We start from the raw sequence: 24,966 nt of genomic DNA, 5'->3' as shown, positions 1-24,966 counted from the left end.
GACCACAAAAGCCATGGCCCCTCGGCTCAGTGTCATCGTCCCCATCTACAACGTCGAGCGCTATCTGCCCGCGTGCCTTGACTCGCTCGCCGCGCAGACCTTCCGGGACATCGAGGTCCTGATGGTCGACGACGGCTCCCCCGACGGCTCCGCCGCGATAGCCGCGGCGTACGCGAAGCGCGACGAGCGCTTCAAGCTGATCCGCAAGGAGAACGCCGGACTCGGAGCGGCCCGCAACACGGGCATCCAGAACGTGTCGGACGCCTCGGAGTACCTCACCTTCGTCGACAGTGACGACCTCATCCCGCCGGACGCCTACCGGCAGATGCTCGCCAGCCTGGACGACTCCGGTTCGGACTTCGCCACCGGCAACGTCTTCCACCTCAAGGGCGAGAAGACCTGGCAGGTGCCCCTGCTGAAGATGCTGGCCGGTGAGGCCCGCAGGGGTACGCACATATCCAGGAACCCGAAGCTCATCGCCGACCGCATCGCCTGCAACAAGATCTTCCGGCGGAGCTTCTGGGAGAAGGAGGGCTTCGTCTTCCCCGAGGGGATCCTCCACGAGGACATCCCCGTCGTCCTGCCCGCCCACTACCGGGCTCAGGCCGTCGACGTCATCGGCGAGCCGACGTACTTCTGGCGGCTGCGCGAGGGCGAGTCCGCCCCCTCGATCACCCAGCGCCGCAAGGAGCCCCAGGCCATCCGCGACCGGGTCACCGCGGTCAGCATGGTCAGCGACTACCTCGCCGAGCAGCCGGGCGCCGAGTTCGCCGAGTACAAGCGCCAGTACGACGACCGGGTGCTCCGCGACGACCTGCGGCTGTTCCTGCGGGTGCTGCCGGACTCCACGGCCGAGTTCCACGAGGCGTTCCTCGAGGCCACCAACCGCTACCTCGACATGGTGGACCCGAAGATCGTCATGGCACTGCCGACGGATCTGCGGGTGCAGTGGCTGCTGGTCCGCAAGCACGCCATGCCCGAGCTGATCGCCCTGCTGGCCTCGCAGCGCCGCAAGGAGCCGGTGGAGGTCTCCGGGACCTTCCGCAAGTACGCGAGCTTCCGCACGCTGGAGGAGAGCGGCCTCGAGCTGCCGAAGTCGGCGCTGCGCATCGACGGCGACCTGGACCTGCGCGCCCCGCTGCGCTCGGTGACCTGGCAGGACGGCAAACTCGTCCTGTCCGGCGACGCCTACATCGACAAGATCGACGTATCGTCGAAGCGGAGCAGCGTCAAGATCGTCCAGTTGAAGCGCAACGGCTCGCGCCGGCGCGTCTTCCTGCCCGCCAAGAACGTCCACCGGCCCGAGTGCACCACGGACTCCGGTCAGCAGCGCTACAACTACGACTGGGCGGGCTGGGAACTGGCCCTCGACCCGGCGAGGCTGCGCAAGGGCGGCACCTGGCAGGAGGGCCTCTGGCACGTCGGCATCAACGTCTACGCCTCCGGTCTGGTGCGGCGCAGCGGCATCTGGACCCGCGGCGGTTCCGCCGCGAACTTCCCGCCGTACCAGTGGCTCGACGAGGACTTCCGGCTGCTGCCGACCGTCGAGCGCAGCGCGCTCAAGCTGCGGGTCGAGAAGGTGCGCGCCCTGATCACCGACCGCCGGCTGGACGGCGACGCGGTGGAGATCACCGGTGACATCCGGGAGCCGCTGAACGCCGGGGAGACGGTGACGTTCCGGCTGAGCCACGGCAAGAGCGGCGAGCTGCGCAACTACCCGGTCGATGTGGCGGAGCAGGGCGGTACGAGGACGTTCCGTACCCGGGTACCGCTGGCGGACGTGGCCCTGCTGAGCACCAGCACGGTCGACGACCAGGCCCAGCCGGACCGCCGCCGGTGGAGCACCGTACTGGTGGCCACCGCCGAGGACGGCACGGAGCGCCAGTTCAGCAGTGTGGTCCGGGAGGGCCTGGAGGACCTGTCCTTCGATCTGCCGGCCTCCTTCGGCGAGGAGGGCGCCCACCGCGAGATCGCGCTGACGTCCGGTCACAACGGCTATCTGAAGATCACCGGCCGCACCCGCCGTGCCGTGCTCACCGATGTCGTCCTCGACGGCGGGAAGCTCGTGGTGCGCGGCCGCGCCAGCCGGGAACTCGCCGGCTCCGACCTCGTCCTCAAGGCGACCAACCGCTACGACGAGCGCACGGCGTCCACCGACTGGTCCGAGGACGGCACGTTCACCGTGGCCTTCGACCCGTCGGTGATGGGCGGCTCCGGTCAGGTGCCGCTGAAGGCGGGCCGCTGGAACCTGCTGCTGCGCTCCGCGAACCCGGACGTCCCGGACGCCCAGTTCGTCATCGACCGGCCGGCCCTGCCCCGCTTCCCGCTCCACACCGAGCTGGGCGGCCGCCGCTACTGGTTCGAGAACCGCTGGAGCGACTACCCGCAGCTCAACTGCCGTTCCGAGCTCAGCGACCTGGAGCGCGGTCCGTACCGTCAGCTCCAGCTGCGCCGCGAGGTGTACGACACGGGCTGCCAGGAGCCGCTGCGCGACCAGGTGTTCTTCCTCAGCTACAACGGCAAGCAGTACTCCGACAGCCCGCGGGCGATGCACGAGGAACTGCTGCGCCGCGGCAGCGACATGAAGTTCCTGTGGGCCGTGCGCGACGGCCAGGTGGTGCTGCCGCACACCGCGGAGAAGGTGCGCATGTGGGGCCGCGACTGGTTCGAGGCTCTGGCCACCTCCCGGTACATCGTCACCAACGGGCATCTGCCCGAGTGGGTGAAGCGCCGGCCCGGCCAGGTCATCGTGCAGACGTGGCACGGCACGATGCTGAAGAAGATCGGCCACGACATCGAGACGCTGTACTTCGACCGCGAGTACCAGAACCGTCTGGCGCTCGAGGCCAAGAACTGGAGTCTGCTGGTCTCCTCCAACCGGTTCTCCACGCCGATCCTCAAGCGGGCCTTCTCCTACGACGGGGAGATCCAGGAGGCCGGTTACCCGCGCAACGACTACCTGTACTCGCCGGACCGCGACAAGATCGCGGAGAAGGTGCGCCAGACGCTCGGCATCCCGAGCGGCAAGAAGGTCGTGCTGTACGCGCCGACCTGGCGGGACGACCAGTCGCACAGCGCCGGGCAGTACCTGTTCGATCTGCGGATCGACCTCGACGACGCCCGCCGCCGGCTGGGTGACGACCATGTGCTGCTGATCCGGCGTCACTCCAACGTCGTCGACGCCGTCCCTGGCGCCGGCAACGGTTTCGTGTGGGACGCGTCCGAGTACCCGGACATCGCCGACCTGTACCTGGCGGCGGACATGATGATCACGGACTACTCGTCCGTGATGTTCGACTACGCCCACCTGAAGCGGCCCATGCTGTTCTTCACGTACGACCTGGAGCACTACCGGGACACGCTGCGCGGGTTCTACTTCGACTTCGAGAACGACTCGCCGGGACCGCTGATCTCCACCTCCGAGGAGCTCGTCACGGCGATCCGCGACATCGACACGGTGTCCGCCGAGTACGAGGAGCGCTTCGCGCGGTTCCACCACCTGTTCTGCGACCTCGACGACGGCGAGGCCTCGAAGCGGGTCGTGGACCGGATGATCGAGCAGGCCGGGGAGGTCTGAGCCGGCCGGTTGCCGGGGGACCTGAGGTTCCCCGGCAACGGGAAGGGCGACGGCCGGGCGGATTCGCCCGGCCGTCGCCCTTTCGCTGTGAGCGGCCCGTCCTCAGTGCCCGGTCTTCCCGGCGGGACCCGCGCGGCCGGCCAGTGCGACGGTCAGTGCGCGGATCCGGCCCCGCAGCCGCGGGCGCGCCTGCGCCGCCTGCCGGTGGGGCGTCTGCTCCGGAGCATGAGCGGGCGCCGACTCCGGTCTGGGCACCAGGGCGCACAGGGCGGTGATCTCCTCCACCAGCCCCTGGGAGAGCAGCAGACAGCGCAGCCGGGACAGCGGCGGCAGTTCGGCCAGCAGTTCGCCCGGCATGTACGCGCGCAGCAGCTGCCCGGCGAGCTCCACGTGCTGGGCCCGTGTCGCCTCCGGCAGCTCGGCGAAGGACTCCTTGAAGCGGCCGAGAATCTCCAGGGTGAGCCAGCGGTACAGCAGGCTGTTGCGCCGGCTGCCCGGCGGGACGTGCTCGACGACCACGTCCAGTACGTCCCGCACATTGGCGTAGAAGGGGGCGGGGTCGGGGACCTCGTGGGTCAGATGCGGGAAACCGTCCCGGTGGATCAGGTGGTAGCAGTCGTAGTCGGCCACCACGGACATCGACCGGGCGTGCAGATAGGCCGGGACGACGAACATCTGCTCCTCGGCCAGCCTGACCCCCTCGGCGAAGCGCAGACCGTGCTCCACCACGAGAGAGCGCCGGAACAGTTTGTGCGCGGTCAGGGTCCAGACGGCCTTGCAGGAGAAGATGTCACCGCCCTCGACGTTCTTGCGGAACGGCGTGACCGGCGCCTTGCGGCCCACTCCGCGGATGCGCCCGAGCACCACGTCCGAGTCGTCGCGCCGGGCGGCCCCCACCAGCCGCTCCAGCGCCTCGGTCCCGAGACGGTCGTCGGGATCCGCGAAGAACAGGAACTCGCCGGTGGCCGTCTCGATGCCGCGGTTGCGCGGACCGCCCGGGGCACCGGAGTTCTTCTCGAACCGTACGACCGTGACCCGCCCGGGGTGGCGTTCCGCCCAGGCGTCCAGCACGTCCCCACTGCCGTCCGTGGAGGCGTCGTCCACGGCGATGATCTCGATGTGGTCGAATCCCAGGGACTGGTCCGCGATCGACTGCAGACATTCCGTCAGATAGTCACCGGCGTTGTAGACCGGAATGACCACCGAGACGGTGGGCCCCCCTACGGGCTCGGTATTCAATGCGCCCCCCACGAGCAGCTTTTTTCATCACTGTAGTTCCCTGTTTGGACCGTTCCGTTGCGGTGATCCGTCGGCCGGTACACAGTCACGTAACAGTTGACGCTCCGTCAAAACACGTGTGTCCCAAGTGAAAAGGCGGTGCCCCGGACCGGCACACGGCTCGGTCCGGGGCACCGCCTCACGGGGGGGCGTCCGCCGGTCTAGAACGGCTCGAAGTCGTCGTACTCCCGCTCGGAGTCGTCCCGTTCGGCCTGGCGGTCGCGGCGTCGCTGCGCGGCCGGGCGCGGGGCCTCGAAGCGGTGGTCCTCACCACGGCGGCCGAGCATCTCCGCACCGGCGGTGACGGTCGGCTCCCAGTCGAAGACGACCGCGTTCTCCTCGGGCCCGATGGCCACACCGTCGCCGGAGCGGGCACCGGCCTTCATCAGCTCCCCCTCGACGCCGAGGCGGTTGAGACGGTCGGCCAGATAGCCGACGGCCTCGTCGTTGTTGAAGTCGGTCTGGCGGACCCAGCGTTCGGGCTTGTCGCCGCGCACCCGGAACAGCGGCTCTCCGTCGGCCTCCTCGCGGGTGACGGTGAAACCGGCGTCGTCCACGGCCTTGGGCCGGATGACGATACGGGTCGCCTCCTCCTTGGGCCTGGCGGCCCGCGCCCCCGCCACCAGCTCCGCGAGCGCGAACGACAGCTCCCGCAGTCCCCGGTGCGCGACCGCCGACACCTCGAAGACGCGGTAGCCGCGTGCCTCCAGGTCGGGGCGCACCATCTCGGCGAGGTCCTTGCCGTCGGGCACGTCGGTCTTGTTGAGGACGACGACGCGGGGACGGTTGCCGAGGCCGCCGTACTGGCGCAGCTCCTCCTCGATGGTGTCGAGGTCGGAGACGGGGTCGCGGTCGGACTCCAGCGTGGCGGTGTCCAGGACGTGCACGAGGACGCTGCACCGCTCGACGTGGCGCAGGAACTCCAGGCCGAGCCCCCTGCCCTGGCTGGCGCCGGGGATGAGGCCGGGCACGTCGGCGATGGTGTAGACGGTCGACCCGGCGGTGACGACCCCGAGGTTCGGGACGAGGGTGGTGAAGGGGTAGTCGGCGATCTTCGGCTTGGCGGCGCTGAGCACGGAGATCAGGGACGACTTGCCGGCGCTGGGATAGCCCACGAGCGCCACGTCCGCGACGGTCTTCAGCTCCAGCACGATGTCCTGGAGGTCGCCCGGCACACCGAGCAGCGCGAATCCGGGCGCCTTGCGCCGCGCCGAGGCGAGGGCGGCGTTGCCGAGCCCGCCGCGTCCGCCCTGGGCGGCGATGTACGAGGTGCCGTGGCCGACGAGGTCGGCGATCACGTTGCCCGCCCTGTCGAGCACCACGGTGCCGTCCGGCACGGGCAGGACCAGGTCCTGGCCGTCCTTGCCACTGCGGTTGCCGCCCTCGCCGGGCTTGCCGTTGGTGGCCTTGCGGTGCGGGGAGTGGTGGTAGTCGAGGAGGGTGGTCACGGACTGGTCCACGGTGAGGATCACGTCGCCGCCGCGTCCGCCGTTCCCGCCGTCGGGTCCACCGAGGGGCTTGAACTTCTCACGGTGGACGGAGGCACAGCCGTGGCCCCCGCTACCCGCGGCGACGTGCAGCTCGACGCGGTCCACGAAGGTGGTCATGGGATGTGCCTCCAGTTATTGCGCGGAATGTCTCTTGCCTAACACGCGAAAGGCGGACCCGCCTTCCCGACCGGGAAGTGAGGTCCGCCTCGCGAAAGCTTCCGATCAGGCGACCGGAACGATGTTCACGACCTTGCGGCCACGGTGGGTGCCGAACTGCACCGCACCGGCCTGCAGCGCGAACAGCGTGTCGTCGCCGCCACGGCCGACGCCGGCGCCCGGGTGGAAGTGGGTGCCGCGCTGGCGGACGATGATCTCACCGGCGTTGACGGCCTGACCGCCGAAGCGCTTCACGCCGAGCCGCTGGGCATTGGAGTCGCGACCGTTCCGAGTGGACGATGCGCCCTTCTTGTGTGCCATGTCTCCTCAGTCCCTTACTTCGCAGCCGCGGGGATCTCAGTGACCTTGATCGCCGTGTACTGCTGGCGGTGGCCCTGACGACGGCGGTAGCCGGTCTTGTTCTTGTAGCGCAGAATGTCGATCTTCTGGCCCTTGTGGTGGTCCACGACCTCGGCCTGGACCTTGATGCCGGCCAGCACCCACGGGTCGCTGGTCACGGCTTCGCCGTCGACCACGAGCAGGGTCGAGAGCTCGACCGTGTCGCCGACCTTGGCGGTGGAAATCTTGTCAACCTCGACGATGTCGCCGACAGCAACCTTGTGCTGGCGACCACCGCTGCGCACGATGGCGTACACGCGGATCTCACTCTCACTCGAAGAACGGCACCCCCGCAGGCCAGCCGCCCGGCCATGGACACGGACGACCTCTCCCGGCCGCCGAAGCACCCGGAAGGAAGAGGTTTACGGGGATGTGGCAGTCCCGATGGACACGCCGACGGTCAAGGTTACGGGGCCCGGCCCACGAGGGTCAAACCGGACCCCCGCCCTCAGTCGGTGACCGACGCCGCGTAGTCCGCGTAGGCGCCCTTGATCCGCTCCGGCGACAGGTCCAGATGCTCCAGGATCGTGTAGCGGCCCGGGCGGGTCTCCGGGGCGAACTCGACGGCGCGGACGAACTCGTCGTCGTCGAAACCGATCTCCTGCGCGAGGACCGGCAGCCCGTGCCGGCGGAGCGCGTCGGCCATCATCCGGGAGCTGTCGTGGTCGCCCCGCAGATGCATCGCGAACGCCGCGCCGATGCCGACCTGTTCGCCGTGGCTGGCGGCACGCCGGGGATACAGCAGGTCGAGCGCGTGACTGATCTCGTGGCAGGCCCCGGAGGAGGGCCGGGTGTGCCCCGCGATCGACATGGCGATGCCCGACAGCACCAGGCCCTCGGACAGCACGGTCAGGAAGCCGTCGTCGCCGCAGCCGCCGGGGTGGCGCAGCACGGCCTCCCCGGCCTGACGGGCCATCGCCGCGGCGAGACCGTCGACCTTCTCGCCGTTGACCCGGTGGGACAGTTCCCAGTCGGCGACGGCGGAGATGTTGGACACCGCGTCCCCGATCCCCGAGCGCACGAAGCGGATCGGGGCCTCGCGGATCACCGCGAGGTCGATGAGCAGCGCGATGGGCATCGGCACACCGTAGGAGCCGCGGCCCGCGTCGTTGTCCAGGATGGAGACGGGCGAGCAGATGCCGTCGTGCGAGAGGTTGGTGGCCACGGCGACCATCGGCAGCCCGATGCGCGCCGCGGAGTACTTCGCGCAGTCGATGACCTTGCCGCCGCCGAGTCCGACGACCGCGTCGTAGCGGCCGGACTTCATCTTGTCGGCGAGCCGGACCGCGTCGTCGATGGTGCCGCCGCCGACCTCGAACCAGTCGGCCCCCGGCAGGGCGTCCGACAGCCGCTGCCGCAGCCGCGTCCCGGAGCCGCCGCTGATCGCCACCGCGAGTCTGCCCGACTGGGAGATCCGCTGGTCCGCGAGGACGCTCGCCAGATCGTCGAGGGCACCCGGGCGGATGTCGACGACGACCGGCGAGGGGATGAGCCGGGTCAGTACTGGCACGTGATGTCCCGTCCACGGGCGAGGTCCTCGTGGTTGTCGATCTCGACCCACTGGACGTCGCCGATCGGCGCCACGTCGATCCGGAAGCCGCGGTTCACCAGCTCCTGGTAGCCGTCCTCGTAGTACAGCTGCGGGTCCCGCTCGAACGTCGCCTTCAGCGCGTACCGTCCTTGAGGGCGTCACGGCCGCACCACAGGGAGTAGGCGTTGTTCCACTCCTCGGCCTTGTCGTTGTCGATGAGCGTGAGCTTGACGCCGTACTTCTGCTCCAGAGCCGTCTTGCGCTCGTAGACGGCCTCCTTGCGGTAGCCGACGATGACACCGACCTCGGTCAGCCCGATCTCGGCGAAGTTGCCGAGCGTCAGGTCCAGCACGGTCACCGCGTCCGGGTCGCCCTCCGCGCCCACCGGCACCAGCGCCTTGGGAAGCGTATCGGTGTAGGGGCGCAGACGGCGTCCGGCGCCGGCCGCAAGCACGAGGCCTATCATCGCGGTTTTCTCCTTACGTTCCCCGGATCCGACGGGTCGGGGAAATGTCATCTCGGCGGCAGAACTGTCTGACGGGCCGCGCCCGCACGCGGCGGGCGCGGCCCCTGGGAAAGGGTGTGGTCCCGTCCTAGGGGACAGGACCACACAGCGTGGACGGGACCGCTAGCCCTCGTCGGTCACGGCCGTGACCGAGGACGGCGGCTGCTCGGCCGCGGCCGCGGTCTTCTTCGACGCCGCCTTCTTCGCGGTCGTCCTGGCGGTGGCCGTCTTGGTGGCTGCGGACTTGGTGGTCTTCGCCGCCGCCTTCTTGGCCGTCGTCTTCTTGGCGGCCGTCTTGGCGGTGGTGGTCTTCTTGGCCACCGTCTTCTTGGTCGCGGCCTTCTTCGCCGTGGCCTTCTTGGCCGCCGTGCGGGCGGTCTTCCTGGCCGGGGCGGCCTCGGTCTCCGCCTCGGTCTCCGCCTCGGCGGGCGCCGTCTCCGCCGCCGACGGGACGACCACGACGGCCGTCTCCTCGGACGCGGTCGACGTGCTCGGCCCCCGCACCGCGCGACGGCGCGGACGCGGCGGGGCGACCTCGGCCGGGGCCGGGGCCTCCTCCGGCTCGGGCGCCGGCTCGGCGACCGGAGCCACGGGCTCCGCGACCACCACCGCGGCCTCCGCTCCCGCCGGGGAACCGGCCGGCGCGGACACCTTGCGGGTGGCCCGGCGACGCGTACGGCCCGTCGGCGCGGCCTCCTCGGCAGCCGGCTCGGCCGGCTCGGGGACCACCGCGTCCTCGACAGCCGCGGGCTCGGCCAGCGCCTCGGCGGCGGGCTCCGGACGCACCGGACGGGCGACCTCGTCGGCGGCCGTCACGTCCTGCGCCGTCGGGACCTCGGCCTGCTCGGCGTGCTCGGCCTCCTCGGCCCTGCGCCGGTCGGCCCTGGCCGACCGCTTCGGCGCGCCCGCCGGGGCCGACACCCGCCGGCTCGACCGGCGGCGCGTACGGCCGCGGGTGGCCGCGGCCTCCGCCTCGGCGGCGCTGCTGTACAGCTCCTCGTCCGGCACGAAAGCGTCCTTGAGCGGCTCCGCCGCGGAGGGCGCGGGCAGCGCGACCGGCTCGGCGGCCTCGACGGCGACCTCGGTCTCCGTCTCCGCTTCCTGCTCGGCCGTCTCGACGCCCACGGCCGTCTCGTGCTCGTGCTCGTGCGGCTGGTCCGCCGCGCCGGCCCGCGCCCGCTTACGGCGCTTGCCGCCACCGCCGGCGGCGGCCGACGGCTGGTCGAGGTGCACGATGACACCGCGTCCGTTGCAGTGGACGCAGGTCTCCGAGAACGACTCCAGCAGACCCTGGCCGACCCGCTTGCGGGTCATCTGGACCAGGCCCAGCGACGTCACCTCGGCGACCTGGTGCTTCGTACGGTCCCGGCCCAGGCACTCCAGCAGGCGCCGCAGCACCAGGTCCCGGTTGGACTCGAGGACCATGTCGATGAAGTCGATGACGATGATGCCGCCGAGGTCGCGCAGCCGCAGCTGACGCACGATCTCCTCGGCCGCCTCCAGGTTGTTCCTGGTGACCGTCTCCTCGAGGTTGCCGCCCTGGCCGGTGAACTTGCCGGTGTTGACGTCGACCACGATCATCGCCTCGGTCCGGTCGATCACCAGCGAACCGCCGCTGGGCAGCCACACCTTGCGGTCCAGCGCCTTGGCGAGCTGCTCGTCGATCCGGTACGTGGCGAAGACGTCGACCTCGCTGGTCCACCTGGACAGCCGTCCGGCGAGGTCCGGCGCCACGTGCGACACATAGCCGTGGATGGTCTCCCAGGCCTCGTCGCCGCTGACGACGACCTTGGTGAAGTCCTCGTTGAAGATGTCCCGCACGACCCGGACGGTCATGTCCGGCTCGCCGTACAGCAGCGTCGGGGCGCTGCCGGCACCGTTCTTGGACTTCTTCTTGATCTCTTCCCACTGTGCCTGCAGCCGCTCGACGTCCCGGCGCAGCTCGTCCTCGCTCGCGCCCTCGGCGGCGGTGCGCACGATGACGCCCGCGTCCTCGGGGACGATCTTCTTGAGGATGGTCTTCAGCCGGGCCCGCTCGGTGTCGGGCAGCTTGCGGCTGATGCCGGTCATCGAACCCTCGGGCACGTACACGAGGTAGCGGCCCGGGAGGGAGACCTGGCTGGTCAGACGGGCGCCCTTGTGGCCGATCGGGTCCTTGGTGACCTGCACCAGGACCGGCTGCCCGGACTTCAGCGCGGACTCGATACGGCGCGGGCCACCCGACATGCCGAGTGCCTCGAAGTTGACCTCGCCCGCGTACAGCACCGCGTTGCGGCCCTTGCCGATGTCGATGAAGGCGGCCTCCATCGACGGCAGCACGTTCTGCACCTTGCCGAGGTAGACGTTCCCGACGTACGAGGTCGCCTGCTCCTTGTTGACGTAGTGCTCGACGAGCACGCCGTCCTCCAGGACGCCGATCTGCGTACGGTCACCGTGCTGGCGGACCACCATGACGCGCTCGACGGCCTCACGGCGGGCGAGGAACTCGGCCTCGGTGATGATCGGCACCCGGCGGCGGCCCTGCTCGCGGCCCTCGCGGCGGCGCTGCTTCTTCGCCTCCAGACGCGTGGAGCCCTTGATGGACTGCACCTCGTCCGACGGCTCGGAGGCCTTGCGCGGCTCGCGCACCTTGACGACGGTGCGCTCGGGGTCGTCGGCCGACTCGCCGTCGCCACCGCCGTCACCGGAGCGGCGGCGGCGACGCCGGCGGCGCCGGCTGCTGCTGGAGCCGGAACCGGAGTCCTCGTGGTCGTCGGAGTCGTCCTCCGCGTCCTCCTCGGCCTGCTCGGCGGTGTCCTCGGCGTCCTGGGCGGCCTGCTCGGCGGAGGCGTCCGCCAGGTCGCCGCCCTCGGCGTCGGTCTCGGCGGAGTCACCGCGGCGGCGGCGACGGCCGCCACGGCGCCGGCGACGGCGGGAACCGGAGGCCTCGCTGTCGTCCTGGTCGTCGTCCTCGGCGTGGTCCTCGGACTGCTCGTCGGCGTCCTCGTCCTCGGTCTCGTCCTCGGCGCGGGTCACGGGCGCGGCCTCGGGCTCGTCGCCCGCACCGCGGCGGCGGCGACGGCGGCGGGAGGCGGCGGGCTGCTCCTGCGGGAGCTCCTCGGCCGGCTCCGGCTCGGCGGCCGGTTCGGTGACCTCGGCGGCCGCTTCGGCGGCGGCCCGCTCCGGGGTCTGGAAGCGGGGCTCGGTGAACACCGGCGGCTGGAACACGGCGACGGCGGGGCGCGCGGGGCGCCGCGGCGAGGTCTCCGCCTCGTCGTCCGCGTCGGGCCCGGCGGCGCGGGCGGAACGCTCGGGCTCGGCGAAACCGGCGGCGGCCTTGCGGACCACGCGGCGGCGGCGCCGGGAGCCGGTCTCGTCGGCGGCCTCGGGGGCCTGCGCGGGCTCGGGAGTCTCAGGGGTCTCGGTCACCGGGGTCTCCTCGGCGGCGGGCGCGTCGGCACGCCGCGTGGCGCGACGCCGGGTACGGCGCGGGGCGGTGTCCTCGGTCTCGGTCGTGTCGACGGGGGTCTCCACCGTCTCCACGGCCTCGGCGGGGGCCTCCGGCGCGGTCACCGAACGGGTGGCGCGGCGCCGGGTACGGGCGGGGGCGGCCTCCTCGGCCGGGGCCTGCGCGGTCCCGGCGACGGCCTCCGGCGCGGACGCGGTGCGCGTGGCACGGCGCCGGGTACGGGCGGGGGCGGCCTCTTCGGCCGGGGTCCCGGCGGCCTGGGCGGTCTCGGCGGGAGTCTCCGGCGAGGTCACGGCGGGGGCGGCCTTCTCGGCCGGCGTCCCGGTGGCCTGGGCGGCCTCCGGAGAGGTCACGCTGCGGGTGGCACGGCGCCGGGTACGGGGCGGGGCCGCGTCCTCGGACGTCGCGGCCGGCACGGCGGGCTGCTCGGGAGCCGTGGCGGGCGTCGCCGCCACGACCGTCTCGGCGGCCTCGGCCGACTCCGGTGCCCCGGCGGACGCGGCCGCGCGGCGCACCACTCGACGGCGCCGGGGAGCGGCGGGCGGGGCCTCGACGGCCTCGCTCTCCTTCTCGTCCTCGGCGGCCTTCCGCGCCACGAACTCATCGGCTTCGACGGACTCGCCGGCTTCGGGGGCCTGCGCGGCCGGTATGGCCGGCGCGACGGCCTCGGCCGTCGTCCCGTCCGCCCCGGTGGGCGGTCCCGCGGGGCGGGAAGCGGCACGGCGCCGCCGCCTGGGCGGCAGGGTGTCGCTGGGGGTGTTCGGTTCGGAGCCCTCTACGGGCTCGATCGGTTCGAGCATGCGGGCGTTTCTCCCGTCAGGCTCCCGGGCGCCGCACCTGGTCCGGCGATGCCGGTGACGTCCGCGGCTCGCGCGGTGCGCGACAGCCGCCGTCCGGGGCGCGGGCGCCGCACGGGAGCACTCTGTGTCCTGTCTCGCCGGTTCCGTACGCCGAATGCGTACGGCCTGGCGAAAGTCTTGTGGTCGGTGCGCTGCCCGCCCCAGGTGGCTCCCGAGTGCGAGGGCGGCGCTTACGACATCCGTCCCTTCGCGGGACCTTCCTTACGCCGGCGCCGTCGCGGCGGCAGTGGCGCCGGCCGGTTGCGGCTCGGTCGCTGCTGCCTCGCGGTCGGGCGCGAGCGGGTCGGTCACCGTGCCGGTCTCTTCATCGAGCAGCCCCTGCGCCAGCCTGGTCACCGCTGCGGGGACCGGCGGCGCCAGGTCGGCCACGGCGCGGAGACCGGACAGGACGTCGTCGGGTCGTACGGCAGGCGTCACGTGCCGAACAACCAGGCGCAGTATCGCACAGGGGTGGTCGGTCGGCCCAGTAAGGTGCGCGGCGTCAGCCGCTCCGGTGGAGCCGACGCCTGCGTCGGACGGTGACGAGTCGGTCTCCGCGGTCTCCAGCCCGACCACCGCGGAGCGGGCGTCGAAGGTGCGGACGCCGTTCTTGGTCCGGCGCTGGACCTCGACGGTCTCCGCCGCGTTGAAGACGTCCACCGCACGGCGGGCGTCCTCGGGGCCGACGCCGTCCAGCCGCAGCTCCCACACGGAGGCCGTCAGCCGGTCGGCGAGACCCGGGGTGCGGGCCTCGACCGCCTCGATGATGTCGAGCCCGGCGGGCATCGACTCGTCGAGAAGGGCCCGGAGCCGCTCGGGGTCACGCGGCGCGGTGAGCGCGATCTCCAGATACTCGGCCTCACTGCCCGTGCCGGTGGGTGCGGCATTGGCGTACGACACCTTCGGATGCGGCGTGAACCCCGCCGAGTACGCCATCGGCACCTCGGCGCGGCGCAGCGCACGCTCGAAGGCGCGCTGGAAGTCACGGTGGCTGGTGAACCGGAGGCGGCCGCGCTTGGTGTAGCGCAGTCGGATGCGCTGCACCGCGGGTGCGGGCGGCGGGCCTTCGGGCTGTCGCTTGCCCAGTGGATCTTCTCCTTGTTGCAAGGGGGCGCGGGGCGCGCCTCCCTTCTAGCGTACGGCGGTACGACGACGGCCGGACGGTGCCGGGGTCGTGGTCCCACTCAGAGTACGCGCGAGGCGGGCCGCCGGTTCCCGGCGGACGGGGTGCCCCCGCGCTCGCCGGTGTCCGGGACCGGGGTCACCAGGCGGCGGGGCGGTCCTGGCCCCGGCCCGGGTCACCGGGCGTGTGCGGCGAAACGTTTCCGCCGGTGCCCTGGGCCCAGGGATCCGCGTACAGGGAGTGGGAGTCCCCGGTGTGGGCGGGCGGCACCGGGCGGTTCGGCGTGGGCACGGGTCCGGCGGCGGTCCCGGCCGCACCGGCCCGGTGGCTCGCCGGCGGGTTGGCGGGCCGCGCCGGCCGGCCGTCGTCGCCCGAGATGAGCAGCGGGTCGAACATGACCACCGCCGTGGCGATCAGCAGGAAGACGAGCGGACCGAGCAGCATCGACAGCACGACCGACATCATCTGCGTACCGCCGCCGCTGCCGCCGCCCGTCCCGTGGAGGTGGACGCTCATGGCCGACATGCCGGTGTAGTGCATCCCCGTGACGGCGACGCCCATGACCAGGCTGGCGCCGACGCTCGGCAGGAACCCGCGGACCGACACGGCCGCCCACAGCGCCGCGGTGGCGGCCGCCACGGCGATCACCACCGACAGGACCACCAGCACCGGTTCGTACGCGAACGCACCGCCCATCCGCATGCTCGCCATACCGATGTAGTGCATGCCCGCGACCCCGAGCCCGGTGACGGTGCCCGCGGTGAGCAGCGTCGGCGTGCCCACGCCCCGGTAGCCGACGATGAACACACCGATGCCCACGACGACGACGGCGACGGCGAGGCTGAGCAGGGTGAGCGGGAGGTCGTACCGGATGGAGGTCTCCTCCACGGTGAAGCCCAGCATCGCGATGAAGTGCATCGTCCAGATGCCGCAGCCGATCGACGCCGCCCCGAGGGCGAGCCAGCCCGGCTTCCACGAGTGGCCGTCCGTACGCAGCGACCTGGTGGTGCAGCGCAGCCCCAGGGCGCCGCCCAGGCAGGCGACCAGATAGGCCGCCACGGGCGTGACCAGGCCGTAGTTGAACCCGTCCACTGTGCCTTGCATGCTCGGTGCGCCTCTCCAGTTGTGCAGTTCCTGTGAGCAGACATTTACATGTGGATGCCACGCAAAACCAAACGAGAGGGGAACAACGGCGCACGTCACCCCTTCGTCAGCACATCCTGACGATCGCTCACATTTCGCTCCGCGCGCACCTTCGCGCGTTCCCGATCTCCTTTGGAACGCGGCCCCTTGGGCTCACCGACGAGCACCCGCCGGATGTCCGCGCGGGCCTGACGGACACTCACGCGGGCGGCGGCGAGGGCCTGATGTGTGGCGCGTCCCACACGGCGGCCCGCCTCGGCGGCCGGCCGCAGCACGGCGTCGCGCACCGCGTGCCCCACCGGCGTCAGCACACTCCGGTACACCCACCGCACCGGCTCCACGAACACCCACCGGAAGAGAGCTCCGAGGAACCGCCCCACGGCGAGCGAGACGTACCCGGCGACCCGCCAGGCATGCCCGAGGGCGTCCCCGGCCTCCCGCGCGACGACGGCGAGCACCCGCCCCACCGGCGCCAGCACCCACCGCCACACCGCGAGCGCGGGCAGCACCAGCAGAACCCGGGTGATCCAGTACAGCGCGACGCCGGTCCCGGTGACGACCGTCGTCACCAGCCACACCACACCCCTCACGCACCAGGCGACCGCCCGCCCCACCGGCACGAGGACCCACCGGTACAGCCCCACCGACGGCACGACGACGAGATACCGCCCCAGCCACCCCACGCCCGCCCACAGCCCGGCCCCGATCGCGGCCAGCACATGACCGACCGGCGTCAGCACACGCGCGTACAGCCAGAGCGCCGCATGGCCGAGCGGAGTCAGCACATGGCGGTAGCAGGCGATGGCCGGAACGACCAGCAGCACATTCCCGAGCCAGGCCAGAGCCCTGCCGAGCGGCACCAGCGCATACCGCCACAGCCCGACGAACGGCCACACGAACACCGCCCGCCCCAGCCACAGCAGCGCCCGCCCGAGCGGCCGGAACAGCGTGCCGTTCAGGAACCGCCCCACGACGACCAGCGCGTCCCACACCAGCCGCACCGGCACGACCAGCACCAGCGCCACGATCCGCACGGGCACGCGGACCGCCACGACGAGACAGCCCTCCCCCGCGGGCGCGACGGCGGGCCGGACGGGCGGCTTCTCCAGATCCATGCCTGTGGAGACGCAGCCGCGTCCCGCCCGGATGCCACCCGCCCGAGATTGTTTACCTCATATGCTGAACGCCGATCCGACATAGGAATGTCGCGACTTCTATAAACAAATTTTCCCTCCGGCCGTTCACTCATTCGCCACGCATCCAAGCGAAAGACCCGCCGTTATTCGCTATATGACGAAGGCAAGCATGTCCGGGCTCATCAGGCCCGACGGGGGGAATTCATGGCAATCCGACGTCTCCGCCCGCAGGATCGGCGCGGCCGGCTGACATGAATGACGAACGCTACGACCCTCTCGTCTACGCGGAGCCCATGGAACCGCCCGTACCGCACTGGGACCCCGCCGAGGAACTCGCCTATCTGCTCCAGGAGGCCCGCAGCGAGGAATACTCCCGGGTCACCATGCCGGGGCCCCGCGAGGAGACCCCGGTCACCGATCCCCCCGCCGACAGCCCCATGGGCAGCCTCCAGGACATCACGGCGCAGCTCCCGCCCCTGCGCGCGCCGGCACCGCGCGGCCATCGCAAACCACCCCGCAAACGCCCCGACGCACTCCGCCTCGCCAGCTATGTCACCGCCGCCCTGGCCGCGGTCACCGTGGCGATGGTGAGCGTCTTCAGCGGCGTCGTCACCTACGAGCCGCTGCTCCTCGTCACCACGGCCCACAGCAGCGGCGACTCCTCGGCCTGGTGGCCCGTGCTGGTCTACGGCCCCTGGCTGGCGGGCACGCTGTCCATCCTGCGCGCGGCACTGCACCAACGGCGCGCGCTGCACTCGTGGTTCGTCGTCCTGCTCTTCTCGACCGTCGCGGTGGTGCTCTGCGTCGCCCAGGCTCCCCGCACCCTCACCGACACGGCCGCGGCGGCCCTCCCGGGCGCGGCCGCCCTGGCCTGCTTCCAGCAACTGGTCCGCCAGATCACCCTCACCCGCCCACCCCGCCGCGCCGCCCCCCGCCACCGCGGACGGCCCCCCATGGCCCACCCGGGCCACCACACCCCGTAAACCTCCCCCGCCCCTGGAGGCCCCCACCGTCGGTGGGGGCCTCCAGGGGCGGGGTGGCCACGGGCGGGGCCTCCGGGTAGCCCTCGTTTCAGCCGGCCGGAGCGCTGTTCTTCACCGTGAGCGGCAGAAGCTTCTTACCAGTTGGTCCGATTTGAATACTGGTGTCCATCTGAGGACACACGCCGCAGTCGAAGCACGGGGTCCAGCGGCAGTCCTCGACCTCCGTCTCGTCGAGGGCGTCCTGCCAGTCCTCCCAGAGCCAGTCCTTGTCCAGGCCCGAGTCGAGGTGGTCCCAGGGGAGGACCTCCTCGTAGGAGCGCTCGCGGGTGGTGTACCAGTCGACGTCCACGCCGAAGGAGGGCAGGGTCTTGTCCGCGCAGGTCATCCAGCGGTCGTACGAGAAGTGCTCGCGCCAGCCGTCGAAGCGGCCGCCGTCCTCGTAGACCGCGCGGATGACCGCCCCGATGCGGCGGTCGCCGCGGGAGAGCAGGCCCTCGACGATGCCGGGCTTGCCGTCGTGGTAGCGGAAGCCGATGGAGCGGCCGTACTTCTTGTCGCCGCGGATCTTGTCGCGGAGCTTGGTGAGGCGCTCGTCGGTCTGCTCGGCGGAGAGCTGCGGGGCCCACTGGAAGGGGGTGTGCGGCTTGGGGACGAAGCCGCCGATGGAGACCGTGCAGCGGATGTCGTTGGAACCGGAGACCTCGCGGCCCTTGGCGATCACGCGGGTGGCCATGTCGGCGATCTGGAGGACGTCGTCGTCGGTCTCGGTGGGCAGGCCGCACATGAAGTACAGCTTCACCTGCCGCCAGCCGTTGCCGTAGGCCGTGGAGACGGTCCGGATGAGGTCGTCCTCGGAGACCATCTTGTTGATGACCTTGCGGATGCGTTCCGAGCCGCCCTCGGGGGCGAAGGTGAGACCGGAACGGCGGCCGTTGCGGGTCAGCTCGTTCGCCAGGTCGATGTTGAAGGCGTCGACGCGGGTGGAGGGGAGGGAGAGGCCGACCTTGTCCTCCTCGTAGCGGTCGGCGAGGCCCTTGGCGATGTCGCCGATCTCCGAGTGGTCGGCGGAGGAGAGGGACAGCAGGCCGACCTCCTCGAAGCCGGTGGCCGCCAGGCCCTTGTCGACCATCTCGCCGATGCCGGTGATGGAGCGCTCGCGGACCGGGCGGGTGATCATGCCGGCCTGGCAGAAGCGGCAGCCGCGGGTGCAGCCGCGGAAGATCTCCACGGACATCCGCTCGTGCACCGTCTCGGCGAGCGGGACGAGGGGCTGCTTGGGGTAGGGCCACTCGTCGAGGTCCATCACCGTGTGCTTGGAGACGCGCCACGGGACGCCCGACCTGTTCGGTACGACACGGGCGATACGGCCGTCGGGGAGGTACTCGACGTCGTAGAAGCCGGGGACGTACACCCCGCCGGTCTTCGCCAGGCGGAAGAGGAGTTCCTCGCGGCCGCCGGGACGGCCCTCCTCCTTCCAGGCGCGGACGATGCGGGTGACCTCGAGGACGGCCTGCTCGCCGTCGCCGATGACCGCGCAGTCGATGAAGTCGGCGATCGGCTCGGGGTTGAAGGCGGCGTGGCCGCCGGCCATGACGATCGGGTCGTCGAGGCCGCGGTCCTTCGCCTCCAGGGGGATGCCGGCCAGGTCGAGGGCGGTGAGCATGTTGGTGTAGCCGAGCTCGGTGGAGAAGCTCAGGCCGAACACGTCGAAGGCCTTCACCGGGCGGTGGCCGTCGACCGTGAACTGCGGGACGCCGTGCTCCCGCATCAGCGCTTCCAGGTCCGGCCAGACGCTGTAGGTGCGCTCGGCGAGGACGCCGTCCTGTTCGTTGAGGACCTCGTAGAGGATCATGACGCCCTGGTTGGGCAGTCCGACCTCGTAGGCGTCGGGGTACATGAGCGCCCAGCGGACGTCGCAGCTCTCCCACGGCTTGACCGTGGAGTTGAGCTCTCCGCCGACGTACTGGATCGGCTTCTGCACATGCGGGAGCAGAGCTTCGAGCTGCGGAAACACAGACTTCACAGACTCGGCGGCTTCGGCAGGCATCTCGCGAACCTTTGTGTGCTGACAGGGGGGACCATTCAGCGTAACCCGGCTCGAGGGGCGGTCCCTACGTTGTCCAGGGCCGAAGGTCCCTCGTGATGGAGCTCCAGGCCTCGGGGAGGGCGGCCTCCGCGAGTTCGGCGCGGCGTTCCTCGCGGCCGTGGAGGACGCCGTAGGTGAAGGCGCTCTCGCCCGCGGCGTGGGCGACGGCGGCGAGTTCGCGCAGGGTGCCGCGGGCCATGACGCTGTCCTGGTGGTCGCCGAGCAGGGTCTGGAGCGACTTCATGTCCCTGGCCAGGTCCTTGGCGGGGGTGCCGAGTGCGGGCGTGGCGGCCTCGGCGGCGTAGCGGGTGCGCTTGGTCTTCTTGCGGGCGTCGTGGAGGGCGAGGTCGCGGTCGGTGCCGGGCGGGAGGTCGAGGGCGCGGCTGACGAGGGCGGCGAGTGTGTCGAGGTCCTTGCGTACGGCCTTGGTGAGGACCTTGTCCGGCCGGGCCGCCGCCTTCGGGCGCAGGGGCGGGTCGGCGAGCAGGGCGTCCAGCCGGTCGAGGAGGGCGAGGTGGCGGGGGGAGTCGAGGATGCCGGTGAGGTGGCCGTGGGCGGCGGCGTGGCGGGTCTCGGCCCAGGTGCCGAGCCGGTGGCCCACGGGGCCGGTGACGAGGGTGTCGGGGAGGGCGGCGAGGGAGGAGCGGAGGCGTTCGGCGAGCACCTCCTGGTCGCGGTCGACGCCCAGCTCGGCGGCGAGCCATTTCAGGTCGGCGCCGACGGGGTCGGTCACCTCGCGGTCGAGGACGGTGCGGAAGGTGCGGAAGGTGCTGCGCAGGCGGCGGGTGGCGACTCGCATACGGTGCACGGAGTCGGGGACGTCCTGGCGTACGGCGGGGTCGAGCTCGACGAGGGCGTCGCGCTGGGCGCGGATGTGGGCGAGGACGTGGTCGCCGGCGGTGACGGGTGTGCCGGCCGGTCGTGACCTGCGTTTCTGCCGTGGGGCGGCGTCCGGGGCGGTGGCGGGGGCGCCGGTGCCGGCGGGGGTCCTGGTGCCGGAGGGTGCCGTGTCGGCGAGGGCCCTGGCGAGTTTGGAGGCGGAGGCGGAGGGGCGTACGCCGGCTTTGCGGAGGCGTTTGTCGACCTTGTCGAGGAAGGCGGGGTCGCCGTCGTCGGCGAGTTCGACCTCGATCTCGGTCCACCGGGCGGTGCCGCCGGTGCCGGTGAGGCGTTCGGCGTGGACGGTGTCGACGCTGACCTCGGCGAGCAGCCGTCCGTCGGCGTCGACGAGGTGGCGTACGTCGCGGTCGGAGCGCAGCCGGACGACGGGCAGGAGTGCGTGGTCGCGGACGCGGGAGCGGACGAGGGCGGCGAGTTCGTCCGGGAGGGTGTCGGAGAGCGGGGCGCGGATCTCGTCGCGCACTCCGGGGGCGACGGGGAACTTCAGATGCCAGCCGGCGTCGGAGCCGCCGGTGCGGTGGCGCAGGGTGATGGACGACGCGGCGAGGCGTTCGTCCGCGGTGTCGTGGTACGTGGCGTCGAGGTGGGTGACGCCTCTGTCGTGGACGGCCGCCACGCCGGGTACGCGGGTCAGGTCGGGCAGTCGGCTGTCGTCGGAGTCGTACTTTCGCTCGATCTCGCGCTTGATGTCCGCCATGAACCGAATCTAGTCGCCGTGGGCGCGCGACGGCAGTGGGCTGCCGCCGCGCGTCCGGCGTGGTCACGCGGACATCGGCCGTTGTATCCGGATCGACTGCAGCAGGCCGACGGCCAGCCAGACGGCGAACATCGAGGAGCCGCCGTAGGAGACGAACGGCAGCGGGAGGCCGGTGACGGGCATGATGCCGAGGGTCATGCCGACGTTCTCGAAGGCCTGGAAGGCGAACCAGGCGACGATGCCGGCGGCCACGACGGTGCCGTACAGGTCGGTGGTGTCGCGGGCGATGCGGCAGGCGCGCCAGAGGATGACGCCGAGCAGGCCGATGATGAGGGCGCCGCCGACGAAGCCGAGTTCCTCACCGGCGACGGTGAAGACGAAGTCGGTCTGCTGTTCGGGGACGAACTGGCCGGTGGTCTGGGAGCCGTGGAAGAGGCCGGAGCCGGTGAGTCCGCCGGAGCCGATGGCGATGCGGGCCTGGTTGGTGTTGTAGCCGACGCCGGCGGGGTCGAGTTCGGGGTTGGCGAAGGCGGCGAAGCGGTTGATCTGGTACTCGTCGAGGATGCCGAGCTGCCAGACGGTGATGGCGCCGGCCGCCCCGGCGCCGAGCAGGCCGAAGATCCAGCGGTTGGAGGCGCCGGAGGCGAGCAGTACGCCGAGCACGATGATGACCATGACCATGACCGACCCGAGGTCGGGCATGAGCATCACGATCAGCATGGGGACGACGGCCAGGCCGAGGGCCTGGAGGACCGTGCGGTGGTCGGGGTAGGGCTTGTCGCCGGCGTCGACGCGGGCGGCGAGCAGCATGGCCATGCCGAGGATGATCGTGAGTTTCACGAACTCGGAGGGCTGGAGGGAGAAGCCGCCGGGGAGTTTGATCCAGGAGTGGGCGCCGTTGATGGTGGAGCCCAGGGGGGTGAGGACGAGCAGGATCAGGAAGAGCGAGGCGCCGTAGAGCAGGGGCACGGCCGTGCGCAGGGTGCGGTGGCCGAGCCAGAGGACGCCGACCATCAGGGCGAGTCCGATGCCGGTGTTGAGCCAGTGCCGGACCAGGAAGTAGTAGGGGTCGCCCTGGTTGAGTTCGGTGCGGTTGCGGGTGGCCGAGTAGACCAGGAGCGAGCCCAGCAGGGAGAGGGCGAGCGCGGAGAACAGTATCGGCCAGTCGAGTCGCCGGGCCAGGGAGTCGCGGGCGAGGACCCGTGTCCAGCCGGCCCGCTCCGGCCCGTAGCCGGAGACCTGGAAGCTGTTGACGCCGCCGGTCATGCCGCCGCCCTCCGCGTTCCGGTGCCGCCGGTGGCGCCCGTGCGGCCGGTGCCGCCGCGTCGTCGCCGGTGCCGGCGGCGGGTCTGGCGGTTGCCGATCTCCGGTGAGGGGACCGTGCCCGTCTGCTGGGGGTCGGCGGGGTCCTGCTGCGGGGTGGTGGCCCCGGCGTCGGGCGAGGGGCTCACCCGGTCCTTGGCGGGGTCCTTGGCGACCTTCGGGGACTTGATGGTGCCGTCGGTGCGGACCTTCGGGAGGTTCTTCTGCGGCGTGTAGAGGAGCGCCTTCTTCTTGTCGATCTCGCCGTCCTCGGAGACGCCGTACAGGGCGTTGTAGATGTTGCGTACGGCGGGGCCCGAGGCGCCGGAGCCCGTACCGCCCTGGGAGATCGTCATGACGATCGAGTAGTCCTTGGTGTACGTGGCGAACCAGGAGGTGGTCTGCTTGCCGTAGACCTCGGCCGTACCGGTCTTGGCGTGCATCGGGATCTCGTCCTGCGGCCAGCCGCCGAAGCGCCAGGCGGCCGTACCGCGGGTGGCGACTCCCGCGAGGGCCTCGTCCATCTGGCTCAGCGTCTTCTTCGACGTGGGCAGCTTGCCGTGCGCCTTGGGCTCGATCTCCGTGACGGTGCTGCCGTCGGGGCTGATGACGGCCTTGCCGACGGTGGGGTCGTAGAGGGTGCCGCCGTTGGAGATGGCGGCGTAGATGGTGGCCATCTGGATGGGGGTGACGAGGGTGTCGCCCTGGCCGATGGAGTAGTTGACGGAGTCACCGGCGCGCAGTCGGTTGCCTTCGAGGCAGTTCTCGTAGGCGATCTTCTCGGCGTAGCTGCCGTCCTTCTTGCCGGTCTTGCACCAGACGTCCTTGTTGGCCGTCCAGTAGTCGAGCTTCCACTGGCGGTCGGGGACACGGCCGGTGACCTCGTTGGGCAGGTCGATGCCGGTTTCGTCGCCGAGGCCGAACTGGTGGGCGGTCTTGTAGAACCAGTCGTTGGCGTCCTTCTTCGGCTTGTTGCCGCCGTCGCGCTTCCACTCCTCGTGGGAGAGCGCGTAGAAGACGGTGTCGCAGGAGACCTCGAGGGCGCGGCCGAGGCTGATCGGGCCGTGGTTCTGGGATTCGAAGTTCTTGAAGACCTGGTTGCCGATGGAGTACGAGCTGGAGCAGTTGTAGGGGCCTTCGAAGGAGTAGCCGGCCTGTATGGCGGCGGCCGTCGGGATGACCTTGAAGATGGAGCCGGGTGCCGACTGTCCCTGGATGGCGCGGTTGAGCAGCGGGTAGTTGGACTTCTTGCTGGTGAGGGCGGTGTAGTCCTTGGCGGAGATACCGCCGACCCAGGCGTTGGGGTCGTAGGTCGGGTTGGAGGCCATGGCGACGACGCGGCCGGTCTTGGCCTCCATGACGACGACGGCGCCGGAGTCCGCCTCGTAGTTGCGGTTGGTGTTGCGGTCGTGTTCCTTGCGGGCGGCCTTCATCGCCTCGTTCAGCTCGTACTCCGCGATGCGCTGGACCCGGGAGTCGATGCTGGTGACGAGGTTGGCGCCGGGCTGGGCGGGGTCGGCCTCGGCCTGGCCGATGACACGGCCGAGGTTGTCGACCTCGTAGCGGGTGACGCCGGCCTTGCCGCGCAGCTGCTTGTCGTACTGCCGCTCCAGGCCGGACCGGCCGACCATGTCGGAGCGCAGATAGGGCGAGCTGGTGTCCTGGGCCTTGGTGATCTCCTCGTCGGTGACGGGCGAGAGATAGCCGAGGACCTGGGCGGTGTTGGCCTTGCCGGGGTTCGCGTAGCGGCGCAGTGCCTGCGGTTCGGCGGTGATGCCGGGGAAGTCCTCGGCGCGTTCGCGGATCTGCAGGGCCTGTTTGGCGGAGGCCTCGTCGGTGATGGGGATGGGCTGGTACGGCGAGCCGTTCCAGCAGGGCTGGGGGGTTTCGGCGTCGCAGAGGCGGACCTTCTGGATGACCTCCTGGGCGTCCATGCCGAGGACGCCGGCGAGTTTGGTGAGGACGGACTTGCCGTCGTCCTTCATCTTCAGCAGGTCGGTGCGGGAGGCGGAGACGACCAGGCGGGTCTCGTTGTCCGCGAGGGCCACTCCGCGGGCGTCCAGGATGGAGCCGCGGACGGCGGGCTGGACGACCTGCTGGACGTGGTTGCCGGAGGCTTCCTTGGCGTAGGCCTCGCCCTCGCGGATCTGGAGGTACCACAGGCGCCCGCCGAGGGTGCCGAGGAGGGAGATGACGAGGACCTGGATGACGACGAGCCGGATCTGGACCCGGGGGCTGCGGCCGGTCTCGGGGATGTTGGTCACGCGGCTTCCTCCCCTCTCGGAGCGCGTACGGATGAGTCGGTACAAGTGATGAACGGCCGGGCGGCGCGTCGGCGTTCCGACGCCGCTTCACTCGATCCGGTGAAGTCGG

15 protein-coding genes and 1 pseudogene are annotated in these 24,966 nt (G+C 71.3%); 2 read left to right on the top strand and 14 right to left on the bottom strand.

What is annotated here, in order from left to right:
* The first annotated feature begins 13 nt into the window (after window positions 1-13).
* Window positions 14-3,577 (top strand): bifunctional glycosyltransferase/CDP-glycerol:glycerophosphate glycerophosphotransferase, encoded by a 3,564-nt coding sequence (locus tag IF28_RS0111995; RefSeq protein ID WP_030217749.1) that lies wholly within the window; start codon window positions 14-16, stop codon window positions 3,575-3,577.
* Between the two features lie 102 nt (window positions 3,578-3,679).
* On the opposite strand, the gene IF28_RS0111990 is transcribed toward IF28_RS0111995, so the two are convergent.
* From IF28_RS0111990 to IF28_RS0111940, 10 genes and pseudogenes are all read right to left on the bottom strand, one after another.
* A complete protein-coding gene (locus IF28_RS0111990; protein ID WP_234325110.1) occupies window positions 3,680-4,780 on the bottom strand; it encodes a glycosyltransferase family 2 protein in 1,101 nt (366 codons plus the stop codon).
* A gap of 236 nt (window positions 4,781-5,016) precedes the next feature.
* A complete protein-coding gene (gene obgE / locus IF28_RS0111985) occupies window positions 5,017-6,462 on the bottom strand; it encodes a GTPase ObgE (protein WP_030217744.1) in 1,446 nt (481 codons plus the stop codon).
* 105 nt (window positions 6,463-6,567) lie between these two features.
* A complete protein-coding gene (gene rpmA, locus IF28_RS0111980; RefSeq protein WP_030217742.1) occupies window positions 6,568-6,822 on the bottom strand; it encodes a 50S ribosomal protein L27 in 255 nt (84 codons plus the stop codon).
* A 14-nt stretch (window positions 6,823-6,836) separates the two neighbouring features.
* Window positions 6,837-7,157: a 50S ribosomal protein L21 gene (gene rplU, locus IF28_RS0111975; RefSeq protein ID WP_030217740.1), complete on the bottom strand. Its 321-nt coding sequence runs from the start codon at window positions 7,155-7,157 to the stop codon at window positions 6,837-6,839.
* Window positions 7,158-7,348: 191 nt separating this feature from the next.
* Window positions 7,349-8,410: an iron-containing alcohol dehydrogenase family protein gene (locus IF28_RS0111970; RefSeq protein ID WP_030217737.1), complete on the bottom strand. Its 1,062-nt coding sequence runs from the start codon at window positions 8,408-8,410 to the stop codon at window positions 7,349-7,351.
* Window positions 8,398-8,897: pseudogene (locus tag IF28_RS36315) on the bottom strand (sugar phosphate nucleotidyltransferase). Before IF28_RS36315 ends, IF28_RS0111970 begins: the two are co-directional and overlap by 13 nt.
* Before the next feature lie 162 nt (window positions 8,898-9,059).
* On the bottom strand, window positions 9,060-13,184 hold the full coding sequence (locus IF28_RS0111960; protein WP_030217734.1) for a ribonuclease E/G: 4,125 nt from the start codon (window positions 13,182-13,184) through the stop codon (window positions 9,060-9,062).
* Between the two features lie 261 nt (window positions 13,185-13,445).
* Window positions 13,446-14,267, bottom strand: coding sequence for a TIGR03936 family radical SAM-associated protein (locus IF28_RS0111955; protein ID WP_030217731.1), 822 nt, complete (start codon window positions 14,265-14,267; stop codon window positions 13,446-13,448).
* A 217-nt stretch (window positions 14,268-14,484) separates the two neighbouring features.
* Window positions 14,485-15,450, bottom strand: coding sequence for an MHYT domain-containing protein (locus IF28_RS0111945; protein ID WP_078621079.1), 966 nt, complete (start codon window positions 15,448-15,450; stop codon window positions 14,485-14,487).
* Window positions 15,451-15,545: 95 nt separating this feature from the next.
* Window positions 15,546-16,604: a hypothetical protein gene (locus IF28_RS0111940; protein WP_030217724.1), complete on the bottom strand. Its 1,059-nt coding sequence runs from the start codon at window positions 16,602-16,604 to the stop codon at window positions 15,546-15,548.
* Between the two features lie 272 nt (window positions 16,605-16,876).
* On the opposite strand from IF28_RS0111940, the gene IF28_RS0111935 reads away from it, so the two are divergent.
* Complete coding sequence (locus IF28_RS0111935; protein WP_037893030.1) at window positions 16,877-17,608, top strand: DUF2637 domain-containing protein; 732 nt, start codon at window positions 16,877-16,879, stop codon at window positions 17,606-17,608.
* An 88-nt stretch (window positions 17,609-17,696) separates the two neighbouring features.
* Here the strand turns inward: IF28_RS0111935 and IF28_RS0111930 are convergent, their stop codons facing one another.
* The 4 genes from IF28_RS0111930 to mrdA form a co-directional block, all read right to left on the bottom strand.
* On the bottom strand, window positions 17,697-19,655 hold the full coding sequence (locus tag IF28_RS0111930) for a TIGR03960 family B12-binding radical SAM protein (protein ID WP_030217718.1): 1,959 nt from the start codon (window positions 19,653-19,655) through the stop codon (window positions 17,697-17,699).
* Window positions 19,656-19,719: 64 nt separating this feature from the next.
* Window positions 19,720-21,291, bottom strand: coding sequence for a CYTH and CHAD domain-containing protein (locus IF28_RS0111925; protein ID WP_030217715.1), 1,572 nt, complete (start codon window positions 21,289-21,291; stop codon window positions 19,720-19,722).
* Between the two features lie 63 nt (window positions 21,292-21,354).
* Window positions 21,355-22,557, bottom strand: coding sequence for a rod shape-determining protein RodA (gene rodA / locus IF28_RS0111920; protein ID WP_030217712.1), 1,203 nt, complete (start codon window positions 22,555-22,557; stop codon window positions 21,355-21,357).
* A complete protein-coding gene (mrdA, locus tag IF28_RS0111915; RefSeq protein WP_030217711.1) occupies window positions 22,554-24,857 on the bottom strand; it encodes a penicillin-binding protein 2 in 2,304 nt (767 codons plus the stop codon). The genes rodA and mrdA overlap by 4 nt, the downstream gene beginning before the upstream one ends.
* Between the last annotated feature and the right edge of the window lie 109 nt (window positions 24,858-24,966).

This window comes from Streptomyces sp. NRRL WC-3626 (assembly GCF_000718785.1).
Classification (GTDB): domain Bacteria; phylum Actinomycetota; class Actinomycetes; order Streptomycetales; family Streptomycetaceae; genus Streptomyces; species Streptomyces edwardsiae.
The sequence above is the reverse complement of the archived record's forward strand: the minus strand, read 5'-3'. Positions and strand labels throughout refer to the sequence as shown.